Raw genomic sequence first — 26378 nt, 5'->3', positions numbered from 1 at the left:
GATTTTATTATTGTTGTGATACAGCATCCTTTTGGATGCTGTATTTTTTAATAACGGTTGGTAAAAATAAAACTATTTACTCTTCATCCTCGGTACAATTCCATTTGAAATCTGAAATTGGATAGCGCCGTCCTCCCACATAATTATAATGCCACCACTCTGTTCTAATAGTTTTAAAATCAAAAGCCAACATGGTTTCTTTGAGCAATGTCCGATGTTGCTTCACCTCATCTATTAAATTAGCATAGGCATGATGCGATTCCCATCCAAAGTGATCATAGGCCGACCCCATATCAATAGGCAAACCTTCCAAGGTTGTGATTGTTAGATCAACCGCAGCACCTTTATTATGAATTGAACCTCCTCGTGGATTAGCTACATATCCAGGCTTGGGAAAAATCTCCCACATCTTTTTTTGTACGCTATGGGGTCGATAACAATCAAAAAACTGCAAACGATATCCAAGTTTCATTAATTCATTATTAGCTTTTATCAAAGCAACAGCTACGGGTGCACGCACATAACAGGCTGCACAGTCATAGACAGCTGTTTTCAGGAAATTATCTGAAGTTGCATACTTGATATTCAAAGTGAACTCATCGGAATACTTGGTAATATCAACTAAGGTAGCATCCGGTAATGACTTAAGTTCGTTCGGATCCGCTTTAATTTGCGTAACAGGATTACTTTTTACTTTCTTATCTACACGCTTTTGGCTAGACAGCTCAGTTTCTTCAGACGGAGTGCTGGTTTTTTCTTCGGAAAATGTTTTCTTCTCTTCAACAGACTTAGCACACGAAATCAATAAACAAATTAATAAAAACCAAAAATAACTTCTCATTATACACACCGTTTAGCTCAACCTTTACTTTGTAAAAAGGGTATCAATCACACTCCCACATCCAAGCATTTCAAGTCCAAAATACGGATTTTTAATCTTTCCGTCTTTGCTAAGCCAATCTGCGCCTTTATTTGAATCTGCCATAGGACAATTCATGATATAAAAAGTACTGTTTAAAGTATCCATATTTTTAGCAATCGTAATAATTTCCTCAGAAAGCGCAATAAAATGATCTCTCTGATTCTCAATCGTTTCATTATCAAATATTGCTTGTGCCATTTTTTCGATCCTGAAAACATGAGAGCTAAGCATTTTATCCATCGCAGATCGTTCTATTTTTGCTGTTGACACTAACAATAGGCTAGCTCCCTCTTTAATATTTTCTGCATCCGCAACGACAAAGGCATCCTTAAGCGTAATATAATTCAAAATTACCTCTTCAAATTCTTTTTGAACTGCACTAGGTATCACCATTACACTTTCATTCATCGAGTGACTTTGAGGTTCCTTAGAATTCATCATCGATCGCTTCCCTTGCAGCTGTGCGGAAGCATCTATTGTAAAAACTCCGTTGACCACTATTTCATCTGCAGGAGACAACCCCTCTGATATAGTATAGGATTCACCAATATTATTTTTTATTTTGAGTTCTCTCATTTCAAACACCGGCTCATCCGGATTAGTTTTTACATAAACCACAGAACGTTTTCCTGTCCATAATACTGCACTTTTAGGAATAATTATTTCTTCTGGCTTTGGATCATTGCCAGAAACATTGACCTCTCCCGTTACAAACATTCCGGGTTTAAGTCTATCTTTTTTATTTGGAAGTACCGCACGAACTGCTACCACTCTGGTATTAGAGTTAAGTACGGGATCAATAAATGAGATAGTTGTATTAATTTCTTCAGGAAACGTCTTGGTACGGATTGTTATGTTCTGACCCTTTTTCAATTGATCAATAGTAGATTCATACACATCAAAAACTGCCCAAACCGTACTTAGATCAGCTATCTTAAGTATCGGCTGTCCCTCCTTAACGTAATCACCAACTTCGACCATTTTTGAAATGACAATACCGGATGACTTAGCATATATTGGAATTGTATTTTGTACTACTCCGGAAGATTCTATCGCATCAATCTGCTTGTTTGAGAATTTCCATAATACTAATTTGCTACGTACAGCATTGTACAAATCGGGTTGCGATTTCTTCAGGGCAGCCATTGTTATAAGTTCTTGTTGCGCAGCAATCAGTTCAGGAGCATATATCTGAGCCAACAATTGCCCTGATTTTACTGTTTCTCCTTCGAAGTTGACATACAACTTTTCTAACCTCCCGGCGTAGTAAGCAGTTTGCACTACTTCCTTTTCTTCATTTTTAACTATAGTTCCAGAAAGAGATAATGTATTATTTGCTGAACCACTAGTTCCGACTTTTTGGGTTTGGATGTTAGCCAGTGCCATGGCATTTTTAGTCAATCTAAATTGATCAAGACTTAAACCATCTGAAGACGTTTCGGCCGGAATCAAATCCATGCCGCAGATTGGACAATCTCCCGGTTCTGATTGCTGTATTTGCGGATGCATAGAACATGTCCACAATTGATCCTCATTGCTTTCTAAATCGTGATCATGCATGCTGCTTGTTTCGGTAGACACCTCGTTGTTTCCAAAAATAAAATAACCGGCAAACAATCCTGCTAAAGCTGCTAAAGCAATATATAAAACCTTTCTATCCATAAGCTGTTTGTTATAATTTGAAATATTCCTTACTGAGACTCAACATTAGAATCTTCAGTTCCTCTTTGACTTTACTAATCTTCTTACGGTTGGAGAGCTTATATACCAGAGTAAGAACCCACTGAGTACCGTCAACAAACCTAATAAAGAAAAAGCTCTGAGAATAACTGTATTAAAATTATCTCTTCCTTCATAATCCATAGTATGTGTCATCCATAAAAAGTCAAAAAATCGCCAGTCTCTATGTCTCAAAGTTTGAAACTTTCCATCTGTAATAGAGACATATGCTTTGATATCGTTAGTGGATTTATATGAAATAACAAAAGCAGGTAATGGCCGTCCTCTATACTCATGGTGCTCATCAACATTTTCGATTCGCCTAATGTTTTCTACTAAGAGTCCATCCCTCATGTTTTTTTCTGCAATTTTAGTTGCTTCGTTTTCTGTAATTTCTTTCTTGAAAGCTCCAGTCCTTGCGTGCAACAATATTTCTTCATTAACCCAATAAAAAGGTTCCCCTGCAATATCTTTTAACTCCAAAGACTTAAGAGGTACAGTAGGCTGCAGTTTAGAAGGACTCTCTAGATTAGCAAAGGAGCTTAAGAGTACAGCTTCTTTTTTAAATTGATCTCCATGGATTTCATCAATATCTGTCCAGCTAAAATATAGGCCACTAATCGTCCACAGCAAAAATTGAACGCCGATAAAGAGTCCCAAATACCTATGAGTTTTTCGAATGTTTAACGCAAGTTTTCTTCTTACCATAAGATAGTTATTTTTTGACTTTAAAAGGAAATTTCACCTCTATCTTTTCCCATCTTAATCGTATCAAACCTTCGTCGCTGTCCTTTTTCTCAATAACGTATTCTAGATGCTCGTGAACCTCATTTAGGGTAACAGGTGCCACATCAAATCTTAAAACATCATCTTGCTCGGAGTATTCATCTTTGCCGTGTTGTTCCCAATTCTTATTAAAAATTAAGGTCCATGAATCCTTTGAAGGAATTACAAAGAAACCGTATCTACCCGAGGGCAGCTCTTTTTGGTTGATAATTAAATCTTTATTGGTTTCGATCCAAGTAGCGTTATGAGCTCCTGCCTGCCAAACTGTATCATAAGGTAATAATCCTCCAAAAATAATTCTGTTTCTTACCCCGGGCGAGGAGTAATCAATATGAATATGTGCATCACCTATCATTTGCATGACACTCTCATGGGGACTCAATGTTTTTTTTCCAGCTTGCACCTCAACATTCTTTACTTCATGATTGGAGTGTACTGGGCTCTCTTTTTTATTTTCGTTGCAACTGTAAAGTAACATTAATACTACACCCACACTTATTAGTTTTTTCATCTTATTTATTATTAATTAATTTTTGCAGCTTTTAATCTTAATGAATTTGCAATTACTGAAACCGAACTAAAACTCATTGCTAAGGCGGCAATCATCGGAGATAATAAGATTCCGAAAAAAGGAAACAAAACCCCCGCCGCTACAGGTATTCCAACCACATTATAAATTAAGGCAAAAAACAAATTTTGTTTGATATTACCCATCACCTTATGACTAAGGTTTCGTGCTTTTACGATCCCTTGTAAATCTCCTTTTACTAAGGTTAATTCTGCACTTTCAATTGCTACATCGGTTCCGGTTCCCATAGCAATTCCTACATTACTTTGTGCTAGTGCAGGTGCATCGTTGATACCGTCTCCAGCCATCGCTACTTTTTTTCCTTTCTTCTGTAGATTTTCTACCACTGACAACTTATCCTGAGGCAACATTTCTGCTTTAAAATCCGTAAGATCTAAGGTTGATGCAACAGCCCTCGCAGTATCTTCATTATCCCCAGTCAACATAATGACGTCAATACCTTTGGCTATTAATGTCGCAATAGCTTCTTTACTGGTTTTCTTAATAGCATCACTGATCACCACAAATCCTACCGCTATACCATCAACAGAAAGATAGGATACTGTCTTACCGCGTCGTTGTTCCTGAATGACACTACTATTCAGTTCCTTTGATAGCGAAGCATTTACTTCAATCATCAACTTCTCATTTCCTAAAGCTAACTTTTTTCCTGAAGTGGTTCCTGTCACTCCTTTTCCTGTAATCGAAGTGAATTTCTCAGTTTCAAATGCTGTTATGTTCTGTTGTTTTGCATATTGAACGGTAGCTTCTGCTAACGGGTGTTCACTATGTTGGTTCAGGGAAACAATATATTGCAACACTTCTTTTTTTGAATACCTATCAGAAACAGATACGACATCCTCTACTGAAGGTTTTCCTTCGGTTATGGTTCCGGTTTTATCTACAATTAAGGTATCAATGGTATTTAACTTCTGTAAGGCTTCTGCGTTCTTAATTAATATGCCGGATTGCGCTCCTTTACCCACACCAACCATAACGGACATGGGTGTTGCCAAGCCCAAGGCACAAGGGCATGCGATTATCAACACAGCTATACCATTTACCAGCGCATAGACATATGCCGGGTCGGGTCCGACAAGTATCCAGACTATAAAAGTAATGATAGCACTAACTACTACCGCCGGAACAAAATATCCGGAAATTTTATCTGCAAGTTTTTGAATTGGCGCTTGACTCCTACTGGCTTTATTCACCATTTCGATAATTTGAGACAAAAGGGTGTCATTTCCTACCTTTTCTGCCAACATTACAAAAGATTGCGTTCCATTGATAGTACCCGAACGCACCATATCTCCAACATTCTTATCTACAGGAATAGGTTCGCCGGTAATCATCGATTCATCTACAGTGCTGGTACCTTCATCGATACGACCGTCTACAGGAATTTTATCTCCTGGTTTTACACGTAATCGATCTCCAATAACGATTTGATCTATTTGTATGCGCTCTTCCTCACCGTCTGTAACTCTGTAAGCGATATTTGGTGCCAGTTTAAGCAGCTCTTTTACTGCGCTGTTCGTTTTACTATGTGCCCGTGCTTCTAATACCTGACCCAGAAGCACTAAAGTCAAAATTACCGTTGCAGCTTCAAAATACACATGCACTGTCCCGTGATGCGATTTAAATTGAGACGGAAAAAAATCGGGGAATAATAAGCCAAAAACACTAAAGACCCAGGCAATCCCTGCTCCAATACCGATTAAGGTGAACATATTGAGATTCCAGGTAACGATAGATCGATAGGCACGTTCAAAAAACATCCAAGTTGCATAAAATACAACGGGCAGTGATAAAAACAGTTGTATCCAATTCCAGTACACCATGTCCATCCAATCATACAACAGATTACCCGGTATCATTTCTGACATAGCGATTAGAAAAATCGGTAATGTAAAGGCACTCGCTATCCATAGCTTTTTTAGCAGTCGTTTGTAGTTCTTCTCTTCTGCACTCGCATCTGCTTTTATAGGAACAAGATCCATTCCGCAGATAGGACAATCTCCCGGTGCATCTTCGACAACCTCCGGGTGCATAGGACATGTGTATTGTGTTACTGGAGATTTCAAACTAATCTCTTCTACCAAATCCATTCCGCACACAGGACAATCTCCTGGTTGATCATACGTTTTTTCTCCTTCACAATGCATGGGGCAATAAAAAACACCGGTCCCTTTACCATCTGATGGTTTTTTATTTGTTGCATGAGATGATATGAATTCCTGTCCCGGTAAAGCTATTGCATAGCCACCCCCATCCGTATCTAACGCTTTTTGGAAAGTTGTAATCGGAATATGCTTCGCCATTTCTATCGTTGCTTCGGCATCTTCAAGACTCACCATTACTTTTTCAACATGATCAATTGTACTCAGTGTCTTTTCAACATGAGCTCGGCAGCCATTACAGCTCATCCCCTGAATTTTATAAGTGTGCTTCATTTTACTTCTTTTTTTACCACTACAAAATTAGCATATCCCCACTAAGCTGTTTTACGAAGTTATGGTTCATTTTTATATAATTTGGTCTAAAGCTCTACGGTTCCAATGTTCACTTTTTCGGTATTCACTCATGCTTACCCCAACTATCATCTTAAATTGGGATGCTAGATGACTACTACTTTTATAATTTAGTGCGTACCCTATTTCAGAAAAATTCATAGTTCCCATCTGGATATACTCTTTGGCTTTTTCAACTCTTAGTTGTATCCAATATTTTTCAATTGTCATTTTCTCAACCCTGCTAAAACATTTACTAAGTTGCCCATAATCTTTGCCAAGTTTTTCTACTAAATAAGAAGATATGTTTTCATTAGGGATTCTATTTTCTCCGTCCATTGTTGCTATAAGAACTCCTTTAATGGCATTGGTCAATTGCGCGTGCTCTTTTAAGACACGAACAAAGCCTTTTTCTTCTAAAGCTTGATCAATGCTATCCAAAGAAGATGCGTTTTTGAGAGCGATAACTGCTACGCCTAATTCTAAAGAAATTAAGGGAATCTCTAAAGTCTCAAAAATCTGGTTTACCACCAGTATACAGCGATCGCAAACCATATTTTTTATGTGTAACACTTTTTCCATCGCTCTTTTAGAGTCTTTTAGAATCTTTCTATGGTTTTTATTCTATAGTTGCTTTTACACTTCCACATTTCAACATTCTGTTTCCGTAATATGGGTTACGAATTTCTTTGGAATCTGACAACCAATATCCTCCATTACCATCAAATGCCATAGGGCAGAATTGCTTATATACTTCACCAGAAGCAATTTTAGCCTGACTAATTACCTTTATCGTTTCATCTGTAAGGGTGCTAAAAAAATCACGCTGTTTTGCAATATCTGTTGTGAGCGCCATTAATTCTGCTGTAGCCTTCAATTGTTTAAAATTTTCATCCTCAGAAATCGTGTTTGATAACGCTTTTGCGTGCGTCATCGCATCTTTTGGATTCGAATTTACCAAAGCTCCTTTGATTGCTAAATAGTGCGTATATAGACTGCTCACCATCTCATTTTCAAATTTGATGGCCGTCCGATCATCTGTAACATTATAATTTACACCCTCCTCTTCAACTGCCTCTACAGTTTCATGATGTATCTGAGTCTCGTGTGTTTTCTTTTCTTTTGCGCAAGAAAAAAATAATATTGATCCTGCAAGTAGTACTGTTGTTTTTAAAATCATTCTTTTTATCATGTTTATTTAATTTATTATGGTTTTATACTTATTCACTGACGTTTAAATAGGTGATCTCTGCGGTTTGTATGTAGTATTGTTTTATAGCATCAATCTTTTTATATTCAAAATCTAATATCATTTTTTGAATATCAAGTAACTCATCAAAATCAATTTGGGAAGTTGTATAGCCAGTTCGAAGGATTTGTTCAACTTGACGTGCCTGCTCGATATTTTCTTGTTGTGTATTATAATTGATTCTCGATGTGATTCGCTCATTGATAGCGCGCTCCAAACGATTTTCTAATAGATTTTGTGCAGCATCATATTGTTGCATAACTTTATCCTGCTCTAAGGCAAATTGTTTGGATTGTGATCTATATTTTTTAGCAAATAAAGGGATAGACATAGAAACCATAGGCATTACAATATCTTTTCCGTTATCCGGTACTATCATATCCGATCGTTCTTGCACAATTACATAATCAAGTCCAAACCCCAAAGCCGGCAGCGCTTCTTTATTGTTTAGTTTTAGCTTAGCCTCAATTACATTGGTTTGGTATTCATAAGCCGTGAGTTCTGGATGATTATTTATTTCTTCCATAAGCATAGTAGGTTCTTCCTCCGGAATAAAAAGATTATCGACCACATATACTGGATCAAATCCATCGCGGTTAAGAAGACTATTAAATTCTTTTTGGGTTGATAATTTTTCTCCCTTAAGTATTTCCTCTTGATTACGAACCTCATTTAAAGCGATATTAATTTTTAAAATATCAACCGCGGTTGCACGATTTGCAGTAAGTGCTGTCAAACCGATCTCCTTATATGTTTCTAATAATTTATACCGTTCGTGTAAAATTTGCTGCTTGGCATTTAGGGCATATAGCGTATAGTATGTTCGTTTAAGACTTAAGAAAAGTTTGCTTTTAGCAGTTTCCAGTCTATTCATTTCAACCAAGCTCATCTGTCTGGCGGCATCTTTTTTAGCATTTAGCACTCCAAATAAAGGTACCATTTGTTGTGCACTAAATCTCGCTTTCTGAGCACCGGTTCTGGTCTCAGCCTCTTGCACAAAATAGCCAGCTGACACAGTGGTATTGGGTAAACTTCCTGCTTCATTTATCCGTTCTTCACTTAGATCCAGATTATACTGCAAAGCTTTCAATTCAGGATTGTTCTGTACAGCTTCTTCCTGATAATCCTGAAGGGTTTGCGCAATACCCAAACTAATATTAAGCATGGAAAACAAGAGAATAAAACCAACACCAAGTGCCGGCCTTTCGTTTATATAAAAAATTGTATTCAATTGCGTCATGTTACTTTTATAAATTTATTGATCTTAGAAAAACAATCATTTCTATCCGGGTTAAAAACCACAAAACTTAATTCTATGACTCAGATCTATCCTTGTAAAGAATTTCCCTCATGCAAACTATCTTTGCAAAGCTTTAAAAGATAGATCGAACGTTAAAGGATAGATGACGGTGCTCTCTAAAGTATTTTAAAATTTATCTCTCAAAATACTATGATATTTACACATAGCTCACAACAGGGGTAAAACACCTATCGCACTCTTAGCATCTTAAATTAGAAAAGTACCATACCATTGGGTGAAGTTCCTGATGATGGGTGGCGGTGAATATTTTGAGCAAAATATTGGTGTACTCTCAATTGGTTTCAGAAAGTTGTGATACGCACTTTGAGTAGTCTGCGTAAATACCAGCTTTTTGAAGTCAAGGATATCAAATGCGTTTTTCAATTCATCTTGTCCCTTAACCACCTGCAATGTGTCCTTACAACAAGGTGTTTTGTGAACTAACGTTTTTGAGGGAGATATGGATTGAAGTTCGGCCTCCATACCACAGGTTCTAGCAGGCGTAAAAATAGCCGTATCAACCAAGAAATTTCCGCAGTAATGCTTAGATACGGTAAAAGATAGTGTTGAAGACAAAACTAAAACCGCAAGTAGAACCGAAATAATATTTCGAAAAGCATTTTTCATTAATACAAAAGTACGTAATAATTTCAATATCGATTTATTTTAACATAACAATAGAATGACTTAAGCGATCGATTCTAAGAAATAATAAATATTTTTGCATCAAATTTTGATCTATGACCTTAGAAGCACTAAAACCTGAAGTTGATACAATTATTGAAACTCAGAAACTTTCTACTGATGAAAAACTGCGGGCTATTTGCCAATTACTGAAGGATAATGTTACCTACTATAACTGGGTTGGATTTTATTTCAAAAACGGAGATAAAGAGGAGCTGAAATTAAGAACGTATGTCGGAGCTCCTACAGATCATGAGATCATTCCTTTTGGAAAAGGAATCTGTGGACAAGTGGCGGTATCGAATGAAAATTTTGTTGTTCCGGATGTTCAGGCACAAGATAACTATATTGCATGTAGCATTTCGGTAAAATCTGAAATTGTTATTCCTATGTTTAAGGACGGAGCGAATATTGGTCAAATCGACATCGATTCTGACACCCCTGATCCTTTTACCGAAGAGGATGAGCGATTTTTAGAGTTTGTAAATAAGAGAGTCTCACAAATCTTATAACTTTCAAATTTACCATAAAAAGACAAGGTCAGGATACTCCTGACCTTGTCTTTTTACGTAGGTTCACTTCAACGATGTATCTTATTTTATCAATTTTGGCAAAAAGATAACACTCCCTAACGTTGTTTGTTGATTTGAAGAGCACTCGATTTTATACATTTGTAACCTAACCAATATGGATAAGTTACATCCATAGCCATTGAAAAATTAATAAATGAAAATTTTAGTAACCGGAGGTCTCGGTTTTATTGGATCTCATACGGTAGTTGAGCTTCAAAATAAAGGGTACGAAGTTGTGATTATTGATAACTGCTCCAATTCTTCGGTAGAGGTACTTGCAGGCATCACAAAAATTACTAACACACAACCCGAATTTGAGCAGTTTGATCTACGCGATAAATCCAAAGTGCAAGACTTTTTTAAGCGACATACTGATATTAACGGTGTGATTCACTTCGCAGCTTCAAAAGCTGTTGGAGAAAGCGTCGAAAATCCGTTGCTATATTATGAAAATAATATTGCTACTCTAGTCTATCTTTTACAAGAGTTACAGAACTTACAGATAGCTAATTTTATTTTTAGTTCCTCTTGTACAGTTTACGGTCAAGCTGATGAACTTCCTATTACAGAAAACGCTCCGGTCAAACCGGCAGAATCTCCTTATGGAAATACGAAACAAATCGGGGAAGAAATAATAAGAGACACTTGTAAAGTTAAGACAAATCTCAACGCTATAGCCTTGCGTTATTTTAATCCCATTGGAGCACATCCCACTGCTGAGATCGGTGAGTTACCTATCGGAGTTCCACAAAATTTAATTCCGTATATCACCCAAACAGCCATTGGTATGAGAGATCAGCTTTCTGTGTACGGAGATGATTATCCGACAAGTGACGGCACGTGTATACGAGATTACATTCATGTTGTGGATCTTGCCAAAGCACATGTAATTGCACTACAACGATTATTAGAAAAGACTAATCTTACCAATTTTGAAGTGTTCAATGTAGGAACCGGTACAGGCAGTACCGTGCTAGAAGTAATTAATTCATTTGAAACCGTATCCGATAAAAAATTAAACTATAAAATTGTTGGAAGACGTGAAGGCGATATCACCGCAGCGTATGCAGACACATCCAATGCGAATACAGAATTAGGCTGGAAAGCTGAGAGCAGCTTAGATGATGCATTAGCTTCTGCCTGGAAATGGGAGCAAAAGGTTCGTTCTTAAACCTCAAGAACGACTAAAAACAAATACAAAAGAGCCCCGAAGAAAATTCTTCGGGGCTCTTTTTATGCCTTATATGCTATACTAATTATAGCTCCTTAATAAAATTTGGCTCTTTTATCTTCGATATCCGCAGCATCTTTTAATGCATTAAACACACGAGAGTTTACTGCGTTAACCTGCGTTTTCGAGGTTTGATTTGCATAACTTTTATAAGTATCAAGTTTGATCGCAGGTGTCTTTTTAACAACTTCAATAACATACACTCCGTTATTACCTTGAATCGGATTTGAAACTTGACCTTCAGCCATTGCAAATGCAGCGCCTACAACTCTAGGCTCTGTCCCGGCACCGCTAATAGTTGGCGTGGTCATGTTAAGTGCAGATGCTGTTTTTACCGTTTGCCCTTGTTTACTAGCAATTGCATCTAAAGTAGTACCTGATATTTTATTTTTCAGTAGTTCTGCTTTTTTATTTTTTAACAAAATAGGCTTCACTGTCATTGAAGCATCAGCAGCGCTCATTAAACCTTTTTCAGTACTTGCCGTAAGTTGTACTACAATATATCCTGCTGGCACATCAAAACGCTTAATATCACCTACATTGGTGTCTTCATTAAAAGCCCATTGTACAACACTACGCTGTGCTCCTAAACCAGGTATGTTTTCTTCTAATTCTTTAATTTTATTTACCGGGCGAACGGTTAAGTTCTTTGCTTTGGCTGCCTCGCTGAAATCTGAATCCTTAGCTTCTTTTTGAAACTTTGTTGTTTCAGTAAAAATGGTGTTCATCGTTTTTTCACTAGATTCAATCTTTCTGGCAAGTGTTGCAAGCTTCACCGCCGCTTTTGCTTCAGTTTGATCTTCGATACTTACGATATGATATCCAAAAGCTGTCTCTACAACACCTATCTCTCCTTTTCCGTTATTAAAACTAAAATCGTTGAAAGGCTTTACCATAGTTCCAGGTGTAAAATAACCTAAGTCGCCTCCTTTATCCTTATTCGAAGAATCAGCAGAATACTCTGTAGCTAAGGTTGCAAACTTATCCTTGTCAGACTTCACTACTTCCAAAATACTATCAGCAAGTTTCTTAGCCTCTTCTTTTGTTCTTTCAGTTGTACCTGCAGTATTTAAACCTTTCCAGGAAATTAGGATATGACTTGCTTTTGTTGAGTCAGGCATAGTTTCCTTGGCTACAATTTTAGACACTTTGTAATATTCACCATCCTTATACGGTCCAAAAACGTCACCAATAGTACCCTCAAATACATCATCGGCAATAGCTGAAGATACATTATTTTTAAAGCTGAAACGGTCACTATATTTTAACGCAGAATTTTCGTTTATAAACTCTTCAATATTCTCAGTATTTCTTAGACCTTTGATAGTGTCTGTAGTATTTGTAGCACTGTTAAATTCGGCTCTATCATTAAGGAGTGCAGTAATTTCCTCTTTTAACTCAGCTTCGTCCTCTTCACTTGGCTTTTCTTCAAATACAACGTAACGTAGACTTCTCGATGCATCCGCTTTATAACGTTTTGGATATTTCTCAATATACGCTTCTATTTCTGCATCCGAAACAGTTACCTCAGTATCAGGAATACTGCTATATGGTAATTGCACATATTTGATATCTACTTTATCATTTTCCATTTTGTAAGCAAGTTCGCCTTCACTCAATGTAGCCCCAACACCCGCTTTAATCATATTCAGGTAAGCTTCTTCTTTTGCTCCTTTACTTACAGAAGCCTCATAATCCAACCATTGTTGATATGCCTCAGGTGATGTCGCTTTAACGTTTGCAACATATTCCTGTAATTTAGCTTTATCGAACACTCCTGCTTCATTTTGAAATGTAGGGTTATTTGCTAATGACTCTTGGACGAGAACATTTACTTCATCCTCCCCAACCTGGATCCCCAGTTCTTCGAATTGTTCATCGAACAATACTTCTCTAACTTCTTGATTCCAAACATAATTTACTGCTTGAATGCTAGAACCGTTCGTTCCAAAACTTCTGGATGCAGCCTCTACCTTTTGAGCAAACGCTGTTCTATCGATATCATTTCCATTGATTGTTGCTATTGTATTCTGAGATTTTTGAGAAATTGCTCCGCCATTACGGATCAAATCTGCCAATACAAATGAAAATAGCGCAAGTGCGATAATCACAATTAAGAAAACTGAACGTTGTCTAATTTTATTTAAAACTGCCATTGTAAGTGTAATTTATTCAAATATAGTGGGCGAAAATACCATTTTATTGGATTAATACCAATTAAAGACCAAAAGTCTTTATAACTTTTTTTACTTTCTGATATGCAGTAAACTATCAGCCGTATCCCGATGATAAAAAGCTGTACTAAGACTTCTTGTTGCTATTCAAAATTGTGAAGAAACTGATGGAGTTGTCGTCAACTCTTCATTGTTTTAAAAAGGTACTTTCATTCCCAAACTACTTAGGAATTAGAAACCGATTGTGTTATTTGTTTAGGCCCCTAATTCCATAACAGCATTAATAAAATAGAGATTAAACATGCCGTTATTAGAAAATACTCACTACTCCTCTTGAATACGTTGCAACTCAACTACCTCAATTTTTGTAGTCGAAGTCTCAACAATATAAAGCTTAAAACCTGCTAGTAAAATTTCATCTCCTTGCTGCGGAATTTCTTGGGTATGATCGACAATCATACCACCTAGGGTTTCATAATTATCGCCAACGGGCAAATTAATTTTATAGGTTTCGTTAATATAGTCTACTTCCATACGACCAGAAAAACGGTAACGATTGGCATCCAACTGTTCTTCTATCAATTCAACAGAATCATGCTCATCTTCAATTTCACCAAAAAGCTCTTCAACGATATCCTCTACTGTAATTATACCACTTGTTCCACCGTATTCATCTATTACAACGGCCATACTTTTATGCTTTTTGGTCAACAGATTGAGAACATCTTTGACAAACATCGTCTCAGGAACAAAAACAACAGGCATTAGTATGGATCGAAGAGAAACCGGTTTTTTAAAAAGCTCAAAGGAATGCACATATCCTATAATATCATCGATGGTTTCATTATAAACCAAGATTTTAGAAAGTCCGGTTTCCACAAAAATTGTATTCACCTCGTCTACTGCTTTATCTTTATCTACAGCAACAACTTCGGTACGTGGCACCATCACTTCTCTTGATTTCACTTCAGAAAATTCCAACGCATTTTGAAAAATCTGAATTTCACTGTCGATATCCTCATGGGACTCTACAGCCTCCATTTGTTCTGTAATGTAATCTCCCAATTCGGTTTTACTAAACGCTAATTGCACTTCATCACCATCTGTTTTTAGAAAATGCTTTAATACAAAATCAGATACCCAGATAATGAAAGTAGACACGGGAGAAAACAACACATAAAAAACGTACGCCGGAAACGAGAATAGTTTCAGGAAAAAATTAGCGTAAATCTGAAAAAAAACTTTTGGCAAAAACTCTGCGGTCAATAAAATAACCAACGTTGACAACACTGTCTGAATCAACAAACTTAGTCCGCCGGTTAGTTGTGGATAGAATCCCTGTAGCAGTTGCACCAGTAGATCTCCCATATAAAAGCCATAAATCACTAACGCTATGTTATTTCCTACCAACATTGTAGCAATAAACTTTGATGGTTTTCTGGTCAATAAAATCAATATACTAGCCAAGAAGCCACCTTGTTTTTTTTCTATTTCAATATGAATCTTATTGGAGGATACGTAGGCGATCTCCATTCCGGAAAAAAAAGCAGAAAGCAGTAGAGATATTACAACAACAATAATTTGGAGTTCCATTATTGCTTATTCTTATTAGCATCAATACGTTTACGGAAATTTCTCTTGAAGAAATACATAAACACAGCAACCCCGGCAAAACAGAGGTACAAAATACTTTTGCTATCTTCTAAATCCCACTCGATGTAGGCCTGATAAAGAAAAAAAATCGCGATTAAAATATATGCGATTTCAAAAAATTTAAAAAATTTCATCATACTATGTTATTCATCTATAACCATTACACCTTCATTAATGCGAGAATTCAAGATAGTGAAATCTTGGTTAGCATCAAAACCATCAGCTTGATTGATAGCTCCGTCCGGCAAATAGCTGGTATAAGGCTGATCGGTAAAAATCCAATCATTATTTTGATTCCAATATAGTTGTTTTGCTTTGAGATGGGTACTATCTGCAGTTTTAATATCTACATTGCCCTGCATATCTATGAGCCCGGTTTCTCTGTAAGATATAGCGTAATCAGCCTTGACCACACTTATTTTACCTTCTTTATCGATTAGATCCAGCACAACACCGTCAGGAAATTCGTGATATGCGAAGTTTTGATTTGTAAAATCTAAGATTTTTGGAGCCTTGAGCACTGCAGTCAATCTTCCGGAATCTGTATATTTCAGGTTAACATCAAAAATCTCGCCTATTGGCACATCTTCTATACTCACAGATCGATTTTGATTATTCCGCTTCGATTGACATGAAAAAAACAATGTCACAGCAAATGCTGTGACAAAGTTTATGATTATATGAGGTAAGCTTTTACACATTACAATTTAGGAACTCTTACCGTTTCGCCGATCCAACATCCGATTTTTACCGAAGTAACTCCTGGATTGTTAAAAATATCGGTTTTTGATGGTGCTTTTGCATTATAACTAGCTGCAGTTTGCGCTGCCGTAGATTTTAAACTAGGATCAATTTTACCTGCTCTGTTTGCATAGTTTGCAGCTAACCAATATACAGCTCTTTTACTAAACACATCATCTCCACAATTATTTGCACTACTAGCAATCATACTTGCTATTCTAAGATGAGCAACTCCCATAGAAGGCTTATAATTTAAAGCTTTTCTATAATAACTTCTTGCCTTACCAAAACTCCCTTGCTTTTTCAAAACTTCACCAATTCTAAAGTACACTTTTGCCTTATCACTTGCTTTAGTCTCTAATTCTGCCGATTGGTTAAAGTAATCCAGAGCTGTTGATCTCTTATTATCCTTTAATGCTAACAATCCTAAATAGTATGCAGATTTAGCAGAAGGTTCTGCTTTATGCAACGCTTCAACCAATTTAAAAAATAATGGATCTTCGGTACATTCTTTAGCCGACATTCTTCCTGCAGCTCCTTTTAACCAAATAGCATCTCCTTTTTTAGCTTCAAACTGTCCGTTATAAAGTGGAATCAAATTCTCACAGTCCGCTAGAACACCAAGCTTTTGATTAACACCAGCTTTCACCTTACTATATGCTTGCAAATTAATTTCTGCATTCTTTAAGCTTCTCTTCTCTTTTGAAGTTAAAGCTGTTCCTGCGTCTAATTTTTCAGTCAATTTAGTTATTGTAGCAGCCTTTTCACTTTCTTCACCTTCAATCTTTTCCGTTACATCGTCATAAAGATCAAATACAGCTTGCAGCTCTTTCTTACCTTCATTATGTAAGTCTACGAATAGTGTAAAGTATGTATATAGCTTTTTAGCTCCTTTGAAATTTTCTTTGTCCTCTGTATAGGCTTTATCAAATGCTTCAAATTGAGACTCTTTAGTTCCAATATTGTTGTCAAACATTAATTGACCTATATCAGAGTGCAAATCTCCTATCTTTGTTTTACCAGGAAAATATTGATAACGTTCTTTCAATAAAGCAATTAACTCATTTACTACAGCTGTCTTCTCAGCATCCGGAGCTTTTTTTAATTTAGCCTTCAATAATTTCTCACCAAATTGATAAGTAGCAACACTATATGTAGGACATTCTTTACGAACTTCCCATAAAGGTTTCTCTGCTGCTTCATAATTTTTCACTTTGGCGTGCTCATATGCAATAGAAGCCGTAGTTGCGCAATCGGTAGCCTGAGCATTGAGACTCGCTACTCCACAAACCAAACCAACTGCTAACGTGTATAAAAATTTAGTATTCATATTTTATAAATTGTAGTTAATTAAACTTTATTTGTCTGAACCATTTGTCGTTCAAAGATAAACTTAATGAGAGGTTCATAAAATCTTCTCTTATTAATCCGGCATCTTTTGTTCCACGCTGTCCGTATTCAAAACCGATGTTTAAATTAGAGAACAATCTTCCCACTGGTAATCCTACTCCAAAAGATATGCCAAACTCATTAATTGCATTATCATCTATAGTCAAACCTGTTTCTTCATACCGCACCCCAGCTCTATATACAATACGATTTAAATAACTGGTAAGTGAACGATAATTAGGTATATAATACCCCCCTAATTTAAATTTTGATGCGTTATCGTAGGTAACTCCTTCCTGCGTAAACGAACGATTTTGAAATTTCTCTGCATCCACATAGCTATACTCTCCTCCTACATACCAGTTTTTAGGAGCACCAATACCAGCGCCAAATTTAAACTCTGCCGGCAAATCCAGATCACGATTTTCTACCTCAACATCCTGCGACTCGATAAGTGTTTCGCCACCATTACTATTTACAATAACACTGGATAAAGTTCTGTCATTTTCTGAAGATAATGCAAAAGAGGGACTGGAAACTATTGAAGTAGTCAGTTCAAGCTTATCAGTAAGCATCGTACGATACGTTAGACCTAATGACATACTAAAACCCGATAAATCAGAATCATTAATTTCACGTGTGCTAAACAAAATATCTGAACGAGTAAGTAGTACTTTATTCTGAATATTTCCAAAATTATAATGTAGATCCAATCCTACATTTAAGTTTTTATTAATTTGAACACCCGCTGCTAAAAATACACGATTAAGACCTCCGGTTCCGCTAAATCGCGTTTCTGAACCATCCGCCTGCTCTGACTTTAATTGATATCCTACAGCGTTTACAGGCACCACACCAAAACCAAAACCAAATTTTCCGGCAGGAATAGCAACAGCCAGATAATCTAAAGTTGCATTATCTGTAGAAGATGAACCATTTTGACTATTTAGTTTCAAAGAATTATACGTAGCACCCAAAGTATAGGCGGTAAGTTTTAAATCACCGTAAGCCGAAGGATTTTGCAAATTTATATGGATACTATCTGTCAAAAAACTCAACCCCCCCATGGACCTGTTTTCGACCGTACCTTTGAATTTTTGGAGCCCGATACCATAGTAGGAATAAGGTGAGGATGTTCCCTCTTGCGCATATGAAAAACCGGCAACAATCACCAGCAGGACTACTAAAATCTTCTTTATCATTGAGTATTATTAAATGCTAAAATATAATTTAGACCCTCTAACAAAAAATTAGAGGTGGCAAATATGCTATTTTTTAATCTTTTAGACAAAAAATGTGCATCTCCTCCGGTTAAAATAACTGTTAAATCACCATAGATGTTGCAATATTCTTTAATTACTCCATCAATTTCGTATACAACGCCATTCACAACGCCAGAATGTATTGCATTTATTGTACTATCTCCAGTTAGTTGATCAGGAGCGATTAAACTTAATTTTGGGAGCTTAGCCGTGTACTGATGCAAACTAGAATATCTAAGATGTATTCCCGGTGATATCGCTCCTCCTAAATATTCTTCATTTTTATTTTTAAAATCATACGTGATACATGTTCCCGCATCGATCACTAATACATTTTGACCTTGGCAATTATAAACTGCCGCAGCAATGAGTGCTATACGATCTACACCCAAAGTATGTGGTGTGCTATATAAATTCTTAAAGGGAATCGATACATGTTCATCCAAAACTAAGGTTTCAATTTTTTTTTGAAGAAAATTTAATTTTTTTTGAGACAACTTTCCTACCGATGCGATAATCGCTTTTTTTAGCTCTTGATATTCCGACAAAACAGAAACAATAACCTCCTCAAAATCTTTTAATTGTGCTGCTTTTTTAAAGACCAATTTCTCTCCATTAAACACCCCTATTTTAATGGTTGTATTGCCAATATCGATGACTAAATTCATATTTTTTAACTATTCTTCAAAGGTACAAAACAGATTTTTTTAAAAAAATCTTTTGCGAATTAAAAAAAGGCTCTATATTTGCATCCGCTTACAACAAGGTGCCTTAGCTCAGTTGGTAGAGCAAAGGACTGAAAATCCTTGTGTCCCTGGTTCGATTCCTGGAGGCACCACTTTAAAGCAAGAGAAAACCCGAACTTTGTGTTCGGGTTTTTTTTGTTTTGTAGTATTCTGATTTAATAAATTGATTAGAGTGTTAATTCGAAGGATTATTTTATCATAACAATAACTAAAAACTCGGCTCCTTAACATCAATTTATAATATTCACTTCTACTTTAAACATATCTTTACCAAATCCTTTGTCGGGAATTTTGAGATGAGAGAAAGTGCTTTAAAAAAATCATATTTGACAAACAGCCAAGAGAATAGCATCACCCCTAAACAAGATAAAAATAGTTCTGAAAACACTATTTGTTTAACTAAGATAATTTTTGATAATCTAGGTGATCCTGTTGTGCTTTTGGATGAACAACTACGCGTACTAGAAAGTAACCCGGCTTTCTTAGCTTTATCTGATAAGCCTGCCGAAAATATCTTGAATAAATTATTTTTTAAAATTGACAATAAGAAATGGGATCATAAAAAAATCAAATTACTTCTAAATTCAATTCTAAATGAAACGCCCTTTATTAGTGTACCGATTACACTCGAAATAGCTCATAAACACTATGAAATAAGCGCCAAAAAACTTGCATTTACAGAAGAATTATCCAGCGCTCGTATTTTATTGAGTTTAAAAGATATTACCTCTTCTGTAACTTTAGAGCACAAGCTACAAGAACAAATTAACAATTATGATCAACTGATATATCTCTCTCCTTATCTCATCGCTATTTTAAAAGGTGAAAAGTTAATCATCGAAATTGCTAACGATACAATTTTAGAGAATTGGGGAAAAGGTAAAGATATTATTGGCAAACCACTACTCGAGGTTCTGCCGGAGATAAGAGAGCAAGGTTTTGAAGATCTTTTATTACAAGTAATGGCTACCGGTAAGGCCTACCACGCCTTTGAGGTCCCTGCAGAGCATCTTAAAGAAGGCAAGATGGTCAAGGATTACTATGATTTTGCCTATCAACCTATTTTTAGTCTTAATGGCAAAGTAGAGAAAGTAGCCGTGATTGCCACTAATGTATCTAAACAGACAGAACTCTATCATAAAATTTCTGAAAGCGAAAAGAAGTTCAGACAAATGATCGATCTCTTACCTGATAAAATCATCAATGCAAATCCAACTGGCGAAATTATATATTACAACAAAAGTTGGCAGGAATACACTGGTTTTAGCTTAAAAAAACTACGAAATAACGGGTGGACAAAAATAATCCATCCAGATCACAAGGAAGAATTTTTTGAAAAACTAAACGCTGCATATGCAACCGGAGAAAATCAGGAGATGGAACTGCGTTGTCTTAATAAATTAGGCAAATATAAATGGCACTTGTATCGCGCAGTGGCAATTCATGATGAGGCCGGAAATATTAAAACTTGGTTGAGTACCTGTACCGAAATTCACAGAGTAAAAGAAGAGCAAAGACGAAAAGAAGAATTTCTCAAAATGGTGAGTCATGAACTAAAAACACCTATCACTTCAATCAAGGGATATGTTCAGTTATTATTAAGTATGATTAATGCCAATCAGGAAGTTCCGGAAGCATTAGTCCCGGTGCAACGATCATTAAAAAGAATCGATAGCCAAGTCTCTAGACTCACCCGACTGATTTCTGAAATGCTTGATCTCTCGCGAGTAGAAAATAGTAAGTTAGAATTGAAAAAGACACATTTTAGTCTCAACGAATTAATCTACGAAACTGTAGAAGACATTAGATTTTCGTCAGATTTAAGTGTAGTTGAATTTCATGATAGCTTTGAGATGGAAGTACTTGCTGACCGGGATAGAGTTGGGCAAGTAATGATAAATCTAATCACTAACGCGATTAAATATGCTCCAAAAAGTCAATTGATAGAAATCGCTATTTATAAAAAAGATGAAAACTATGGAGCGGTCAGTGTAAAAGATTATGGGATAGGCATCCCGAAAAAAGACCTTAGCAAAATCTTTGATCGCTTTTATAGAGTTGAAGGAGAAAATGAAGAAACATTTTCAGGGTTTGGTATTGGTTTATTTCTGGTCAAAGAAATTATTGACCGTCATGGAGGAACCATAGATGTAGAGAGTAAAAAAGGTAAAGGATCAAAATTCACATTCACTTTACCCTTAATAAATTTTAATAAAAATAATTAATGAATACTGTTTTAGTTGTAGATGACGACAAAATCCTTGGGGTAATGGTCAAGGAGATATTAGAATTTAATAATTACAATGCGATTATCACTAAAGATCCTAAGACGATCAAAGATCAGATTGTAAATAATGAAATTCAATTAATCCTACTGGATAAATATATTGCGGGAACTGATGGAACAAAAGTTTGCGCATCGCTTAAGTTAGATGAAAAATTGCAAGATATTCCAATCCTTATGATGTCTGCCTTACATGAAGCTGAAAAAGAATGTTTGGAGGCCGGAGCATCCGGCTTTATAGCAAAACCCTTTGAACTAGAGCCTTTCTTAGCCAAAGTAAAAAAGTTAATAAAACAAGATCATTCGATAGCTTAAGCCATACCTTACGCTATCGAATGATCATATCTCAGCTTTCTTTTAAAGATAAAATTGGTGCTTTTTTTTAGATAAATTTAAGACAAGGTTCATGGCAAGCTATTACTTTTGCCGAATGAATTTATTAAAAGTGTTTAGCTTCCTTTTATTCTGGATTATCAGTTTCCAAATGTTTGGACAAGAAAAAGATAGTTTAGAAACCTATCCAGAAATGTCTAGATGGGACATGATTAAACATGATGGAGCTTCAGCCTTTGGCGGAATCAAACATGTCTACACAAATCCGTTACGTTGGAAAAAAAGAGATTGGGCAACTTTTGCCGGGATTGTAGCGGGTAGCGCCTTACTTCTAACCATCGACGAACCTGCAGATGATTATTTCTTAGAGCAAGAAGAGGATATTCCTCATATTGTGAAAGAAACCGGATTTCGCTTTGGTAAGCCTTTATTAAATTACGGATTAACAACCGGAGTGTATGCCTTTGGTATACTTACAAAAAACGAAAAGGTTCGCAAAACAGGTGTTCTCCTTATTGCATCAGCCACTGCCGGTGGCATTATACAAACCATTAGTAAAACTTTGGCCGGTAGAGCGCGCCCCTCAACAGGAAAGGGATCCACTGATTTTAGATTTTATTCTAATGATGCAGGCTATCATTCTTTTCCATCAGGGCATGCAATTCTTTCATTCACCACTGCTTACGCAATTTCAAAACAATTTACTAATCCCTATGTCAAAGGCGGAATTTACGCTTTAGGACTTGTATCTCCTGTTTCCAGGCTCTGGGCAGGCGCACACTGGTTGACCGACGTAGTTTTAGGAGTGGCAATTAGTGTAGTAGTAGTCGATGGTATTGACAATTATTTAAATAAAAATAAGCGATATGCTTATAAAAGTAAGCGTCTTGGCATCAAATGGAATATCACCATGGGACCCGGTCAGCTTGGTTTAATTGGTAGTTTTTAGATATGAATTAGTTTTCCTTCAAAGCTGTTTAGTTGTTCGCACCGGCAACGTCGAAGCCCTTAGCAATAGTGTTGTTTCAACAATTTCGGTTACAGCTTTATTTTTTGCTGAAGGGTTCATTGCTAAACGCTTAAATAAACGTTGTGTTGCTATAGCCCCCAATGTCTCCGCATGTTGTGAAACAATACTCAGTTTAGGATACGAATACTTAGCTAACAATCCATCTGTAAATCCAATAACTGATAACTGCTCAGGAATTTTTAATCCCATTTTGGCAGCTATATTAACTGAAACTGCAGCCGCAGTCTCATCTAATCCTAAAACCGCATCTACAGCATTGGATGTTAAAAACTCTTCAATTATGGATTCTACATCAGCAACCTCATTAATCATAAGCATATGATAGGAGACATCATCATACATCTCGGCTATCTTCTTAGCTCCTGTACATCTTAACTCTCCTACACTCAGGTTCGAAATGGTAGTGACTATCGCAATATTTTTACATCCTGAGTCAACTAGATGTTGCATCGCTTTACTCGACGCTTTCTTATCATCAATAATTACCTTATCACAATCTATGGTTTCATTAATACGGTCAAATAATACCACAGGAATATTATCTCTTTTCAACTCCTTAATATGATCCAATTGATTGGTAATTTGTGTTTCTTGACTCAACGACATAATTAGACCATCCACACTATTATTGGATAGCATCTCAACATAATCCACCTCTTTCTGATAGCATTCATTAGAAATGCATGTTAGAATCTTATACCCATGTTTTGACGCTTCTTGCTCAATACCATTTAAAACTTTAGCAAAAAAATGATTTAAAATTTCGGGTAGAATAACACCAATGGTATTGGTTCTGCTACTTTTCAAACTTACCGCTAACGCATTAGGTTTGTATTTATAGAATTCTGCTAATTCCTTAACCCTCGCAATTGTTTTCTGGCTTATTTCCCTATCATTCTTTAATGATTTAGACACTGTAGAAATTGACAAATTTAGCTCCTTTGCCAATTGTTTTAATGTTACTTTTTTCCTCATCCTTATAAAAATTAGCACAGCATAGCAAACAAAAACTAGTGCGACAAAGGTTAAAAATACGTTATTTAATTGGTTTTGGATTCTCTTTGTATAATCTTGAAACCTAATATGACTATTTAACAGAATTGTGAGGTGTTTTTATTCTTTTCAATTTATGGTGCCCCTCAATGTTCAACATTTTTTTGTAAGTTGTGATGACACTATAACGACTACATCAAAGACTCATAAAAATTTAAAACGATTATGGCAAAGCCCTATTATGACCCTGCAGATTTACGCAAATTTGGAAACATTACAGAATGGAGTGAAGAATTAGGTAAGAAATTTTTTGATTACTATGGAAAAGTTTTTGAGGAAGGAGCCTTGACGGCTCGAGAAAAATCCCTAATAGCTTTAGCTGTATCGCATGTGGTAAAATGCCCCTACTGCATTGATGCATATACAAAAGATGGATTACAGCGCGGTATTACAAAAGAAGAAATGATGGAGGCCGTTCATGCAGGAGCTGCAATCGAAAGTGGAGCTACACTCGTTCATGGTGTTCAAATGATGAACAAATATGAAAAACTATCTATGTAATTAGATCGTTTATACTTACAAAAACACTTAGCTCCAAAACCTGTACTATATAAATAGTTTACCCTTTATCTATGGCGACGAAATCTTTACATAAAAGAAATGATGAATTAGCTTACGCTAATAAACAACTTGAAATACTTAACAATGGGATTTTCCGAAATGGCGAACTCCCAAAATTTTCAGATAAAATAGCCGAATCAGGCCATAAAACTTTACGTCCAAATAAATTAGAAATTCTACAAATCAATGTAGGGTATATGTGCAATCAAGTTTGTGAGCATTGCCATGTAGACGCCGGACCGGATCGTAAAGAAATCATGACGAAGGAAACCATGTCACATTGTTTAGAAGTGATTAAAAACACTGGTGCGCATACGTTGGATCTTACTGGAGGTGCACCCGAAATGAATCCTAATTTCAGATGGTTCGTTGAAGAAGCCAGTAAGGCCGGAATAAAAGATTTCATAGTTCGTAGTAACCTTACTATCATTAGAGCAAATAAAAAATATCACGATTTACCCGATTTTTTTAAAAAGTATAATGTACATGTGGTATCCTCGATGCCACACTGGACTCGAGGTAAAACTGATAAACAAAGAGGCGACGGAGTTTTTGATAAATCTATTAAAGCATTACAGGAATTAAATAAAAGAGGTTATGGTATGCCTGGTAGTGATCTGAAGCTAGACTTAGTATACAATCCTTCGGGCGCTTTTTTACCTGGTGATCAAGGGGCATTGGAGCGTGATTTTAAAAAAGCACTTTCAGAGGATTTTGATATTCAATTTCATAATTTATTTACTATAACCAATTTACCTATTAGCAGATTTTTAGATTACCTAATAGCTTCAGAAAATTATGAAGACTATATGTATGCCTTGGTTGATGCTTATAATCCCGGGGCCGTGGCAAATGTGATGTGCACCAATACAATCTCCATAAGTTGGGATGGCTATTTATTTGATTGTGATTTTAATCAAATGCTAGATCTTAAAGTAGCTAGTAAAATTCAGCATATCAAAGATTACAACGAAAACATCTTAAACAATAGAGATATAATCATTTCGCAGCATTGCTATGGTTGTACTGCAGGTGCCGGCAGTAGCTGTCAGGGAACTGTTGCCTAACCGTTAAATATCTAATGGATTATGATATGATGAAATATATTATTTGTATTCTTTTAGGATGTCTTGGCAAGGATATCACGGCTCAGTCAAATTTGGATGCGCTGTTACATCGCTATACCGATAATTCAGTTCCTTACATTTCAATAGAAGAATTAGTAATGTGTAAAGATGAAGCTGTTGTTTTGGATTCCAGATCTAAAAAAGAGTATGCGGTAAGTCATATCGCTACTTCCATCTTTGTTGATTACGAAAATTTCACCTTAGATACTTTTAAGAAAATTTATCCAAACCAAAATACATTAATCGTCGTATATTGTAGTGTTGGTGTACGCTCTCATACAACCGGTAAAAAGTTGATCAATGCAGGCTACAAAAACGTCAAAAATCTGTATGGAGGAATTTTTGAATGGAAAAACATGAATTTACCCATCATAAATAGGAATGCTATTGAAACTGATAGCTTACACACCTACTCTGAGCAATGGAGTAAGTATTCAAAAAACGCTATTAACGTATTCTAACTAAAATTTATAAAACTCAC

General features: G+C 36.1%; 24 protein-coding genes and 1 tRNA gene. 9 read left to right on the top strand and 16 right to left on the bottom strand.

What is annotated here, in order from left to right; translation table 11 throughout:
- Nucleotides 1-76 precede the first annotated feature (76 nt).
- From BD809_RS02135 to BD809_RS02095, 9 genes are all read right to left on the bottom strand, one after another.
- Entirely contained in the window at nucleotides 77-841 is a 765-nt protein-coding gene (locus tag BD809_RS02135; protein WP_148781305.1) for a M15 family metallopeptidase, read from the bottom strand.
- A 24-nt stretch (nucleotides 842-865) separates the two neighbouring features.
- Complete coding sequence (locus BD809_RS02130; RefSeq protein WP_148781304.1) at nucleotides 866-2584, bottom strand: efflux RND transporter periplasmic adaptor subunit; 1719 nt, start codon at nucleotides 2582-2584, stop codon at nucleotides 866-868.
- A gap of 54 nt (nucleotides 2585-2638) precedes the next feature.
- Nucleotides 2639-3349: a PepSY domain-containing protein gene (locus BD809_RS02125; protein WP_148781303.1), complete on the bottom strand. Its 711-nt coding sequence runs from the start codon at nucleotides 3347-3349 to the stop codon at nucleotides 2639-2641.
- 7 nt (nucleotides 3350-3356) lie between these two features.
- A complete protein-coding gene (locus BD809_RS02120; RefSeq protein WP_148781302.1) occupies nucleotides 3357-3938 on the bottom strand; it encodes a DUF2911 domain-containing protein in 582 nt (193 codons plus the stop codon).
- An 11-nt stretch (nucleotides 3939-3949) separates the two neighbouring features.
- A complete protein-coding gene (locus BD809_RS02115) occupies nucleotides 3950-6451 on the bottom strand; it encodes a heavy metal translocating P-type ATPase (protein WP_148781300.1) in 2502 nt (833 codons plus the stop codon).
- A gap of 72 nt (nucleotides 6452-6523) precedes the next feature.
- Nucleotides 6524-7090 (bottom strand): helix-turn-helix domain-containing protein, encoded by a 567-nt coding sequence (locus BD809_RS02110; RefSeq protein ID WP_148781299.1) that lies wholly within the window; start codon nucleotides 7088-7090, stop codon nucleotides 6524-6526.
- A 37-nt stretch (nucleotides 7091-7127) separates the two neighbouring features.
- On the bottom strand, nucleotides 7128-7688 hold the full coding sequence (locus BD809_RS02105; RefSeq protein ID WP_170251732.1) for a DUF3347 domain-containing protein: 561 nt from the start codon (nucleotides 7686-7688) through the stop codon (nucleotides 7128-7130).
- Between the two features lie 40 nt (nucleotides 7689-7728).
- A complete protein-coding gene (locus tag BD809_RS02100) occupies nucleotides 7729-8988 on the bottom strand; it encodes a TolC family protein (protein WP_170251730.1) in 1260 nt (419 codons plus the stop codon).
- Between the two features lie 276 nt (nucleotides 8989-9264).
- Nucleotides 9265-9711, bottom strand: a complete 447-nt coding sequence (locus BD809_RS02095) for an HYC_CC_PP family protein (RefSeq protein WP_148781295.1) — start codon at nucleotides 9709-9711, stop codon at nucleotides 9265-9267.
- A gap of 86 nt (nucleotides 9712-9797) precedes the next feature.
- Here BD809_RS02095 and BD809_RS02090 point away from each other — a divergent pair, with 86 nt between their 5' ends.
- Both BD809_RS02090 and galE read left to right on the top strand, forming a co-directional pair.
- The gene (locus BD809_RS02090) at nucleotides 9798-10253 is read left to right on the top strand and encodes a GAF domain-containing protein (RefSeq protein WP_148781293.1); all 456 of its coding nucleotides are present in this window, start codon (nucleotides 9798-9800) and stop codon (nucleotides 10251-10253) included.
- Nucleotides 10254-10467: 214 nt separating this feature from the next.
- Entirely contained in the window at nucleotides 10468-11484 is a 1017-nt protein-coding gene (gene galE, locus BD809_RS02085) for a UDP-glucose 4-epimerase GalE (RefSeq protein ID WP_148781292.1), read from the top strand.
- Between the two features lie 95 nt (nucleotides 11485-11579).
- On the opposite strand, the gene BD809_RS02080 is transcribed toward galE, so the two are convergent.
- The 6 genes from BD809_RS02080 to BD809_RS02050 all read right to left on the bottom strand — a co-directional run bounded on the left by BD809_RS02080 (nucleotide 11580) and on the right by BD809_RS02050 (nucleotide 19431).
- Nucleotides 11580-13700, bottom strand: coding sequence for a peptidylprolyl isomerase (locus BD809_RS02080; RefSeq protein ID WP_148781291.1), 2121 nt, complete (start codon nucleotides 13698-13700; stop codon nucleotides 11580-11582).
- A gap of 342 nt (nucleotides 13701-14042) precedes the next feature.
- On the bottom strand, nucleotides 14043-15311 hold the full coding sequence (locus tag BD809_RS02075) for a hemolysin family protein (RefSeq protein ID WP_148781290.1): 1269 nt from the start codon (nucleotides 15309-15311) through the stop codon (nucleotides 14043-14045).
- Between the two features lie 203 nt (nucleotides 15312-15514).
- Complete coding sequence (gene lptC, locus BD809_RS02065) at nucleotides 15515-16072, bottom strand: LPS export ABC transporter periplasmic protein LptC (RefSeq protein ID WP_148781289.1); 558 nt, start codon at nucleotides 16070-16072, stop codon at nucleotides 15515-15517.
- Nucleotides 16072-17442, bottom strand: a complete 1371-nt coding sequence (locus BD809_RS02060; RefSeq protein ID WP_148781287.1) for a tetratricopeptide repeat protein — start codon at nucleotides 17440-17442, stop codon at nucleotides 16072-16074. Before BD809_RS02060 ends, lptC begins: the two co-directional genes overlap by 1 nt.
- A gap of 16 nt (nucleotides 17443-17458) precedes the next feature.
- Nucleotides 17459-18703 (bottom strand): hypothetical protein, encoded by a 1245-nt coding sequence (locus tag BD809_RS02055; RefSeq protein ID WP_148781286.1) that lies wholly within the window; start codon nucleotides 18701-18703, stop codon nucleotides 17459-17461.
- Nucleotides 18700-19431 carry a type III pantothenate kinase gene (locus BD809_RS02050; protein WP_148781285.1) on the bottom strand — a complete coding sequence of 244 codons (732 nt, stop codon included), beginning with the start codon at nucleotides 19429-19431 and terminating at the stop codon, nucleotides 18700-18702. The genes BD809_RS02055 and BD809_RS02050 overlap by 4 nt, the downstream gene beginning before the upstream one ends.
- A 97-nt stretch (nucleotides 19432-19528) precedes the next feature.
- Between BD809_RS02050 and BD809_RS02045 the strand changes: the two genes are divergently transcribed.
- The 4 genes from BD809_RS02045 to BD809_RS02030 all read left to right on the top strand — a co-directional run bounded on the left by BD809_RS02045 (nucleotide 19529) and on the right by BD809_RS02030 (nucleotide 23075).
- Nucleotides 19529-19601 (top strand) — tRNA-Phe (locus BD809_RS02045).
- Between the two features lie 234 nt (nucleotides 19602-19835).
- The gene (locus BD809_RS02040; protein WP_170251728.1) at nucleotides 19836-21734 is read left to right on the top strand and encodes an ATP-binding protein; all 1899 of its coding nucleotides are present in this window, start codon (nucleotides 19836-19838) and stop codon (nucleotides 21732-21734) included.
- On the top strand, nucleotides 21734-22108 hold the full coding sequence (locus tag BD809_RS02035) for a response regulator (RefSeq protein WP_148781282.1): 375 nt from the start codon (nucleotides 21734-21736) through the stop codon (nucleotides 22106-22108). Before BD809_RS02040 ends, BD809_RS02035 begins: the two co-directional genes overlap by 1 nt.
- Before the next feature lie 115 nt (nucleotides 22109-22223).
- Nucleotides 22224-23075, top strand: coding sequence for a phosphatase PAP2 family protein (locus BD809_RS02030; RefSeq protein ID WP_148781281.1), 852 nt, complete (start codon nucleotides 22224-22226; stop codon nucleotides 23073-23075).
- A gap of 18 nt (nucleotides 23076-23093) precedes the next feature.
- On the opposite strand, the gene BD809_RS02025 is transcribed toward BD809_RS02030, so the two are convergent.
- Nucleotides 23094-24131: a LacI family DNA-binding transcriptional regulator gene (locus BD809_RS02025; protein WP_148781280.1), complete on the bottom strand. Its 1038-nt coding sequence runs from the start codon at nucleotides 24129-24131 to the stop codon at nucleotides 23094-23096.
- Between the two features lie 243 nt (nucleotides 24132-24374).
- On the opposite strand from BD809_RS02025, the gene BD809_RS02020 reads away from it, so the two are divergent.
- The 3 genes from BD809_RS02020 (at nucleotide 24375) to BD809_RS02010 (ending at nucleotide 26358) form a co-directional block, all read left to right on the top strand.
- Nucleotides 24375-24710: an arsenosugar biosynthesis-associated peroxidase-like protein gene (locus tag BD809_RS02020; protein WP_148781279.1), complete on the top strand. Its 336-nt coding sequence runs from the start codon at nucleotides 24375-24377 to the stop codon at nucleotides 24708-24710.
- 71 nt (nucleotides 24711-24781) lie between these two features.
- On the top strand, nucleotides 24782-25837 hold the full coding sequence (gene arsS, locus BD809_RS02015; RefSeq protein ID WP_148781278.1) for an arsenosugar biosynthesis radical SAM (seleno)protein ArsS: 1056 nt from the start codon (nucleotides 24782-24784) through the stop codon (nucleotides 25835-25837).
- A gap of 26 nt (nucleotides 25838-25863) precedes the next feature.
- Nucleotides 25864-26358: a rhodanese-like domain-containing protein gene (locus tag BD809_RS02010; RefSeq protein ID WP_246131393.1), complete on the top strand. Its 495-nt coding sequence runs from the start codon at nucleotides 25864-25866 to the stop codon at nucleotides 26356-26358.
- The last annotated feature ends 20 nt before the right edge of the window (nucleotides 26359-26378 follow it).

It is taken from the genome of Aquimarina intermedia (assembly GCF_008124785.1).
Lineage (GTDB): Bacteria > Bacteroidota > Bacteroidia > Flavobacteriales > Flavobacteriaceae > Aquimarina > Aquimarina intermedia.
Note: the sequence above shows the minus strand (reverse complement) of the source record. Positions and strands in the feature narration are given on the sequence as shown.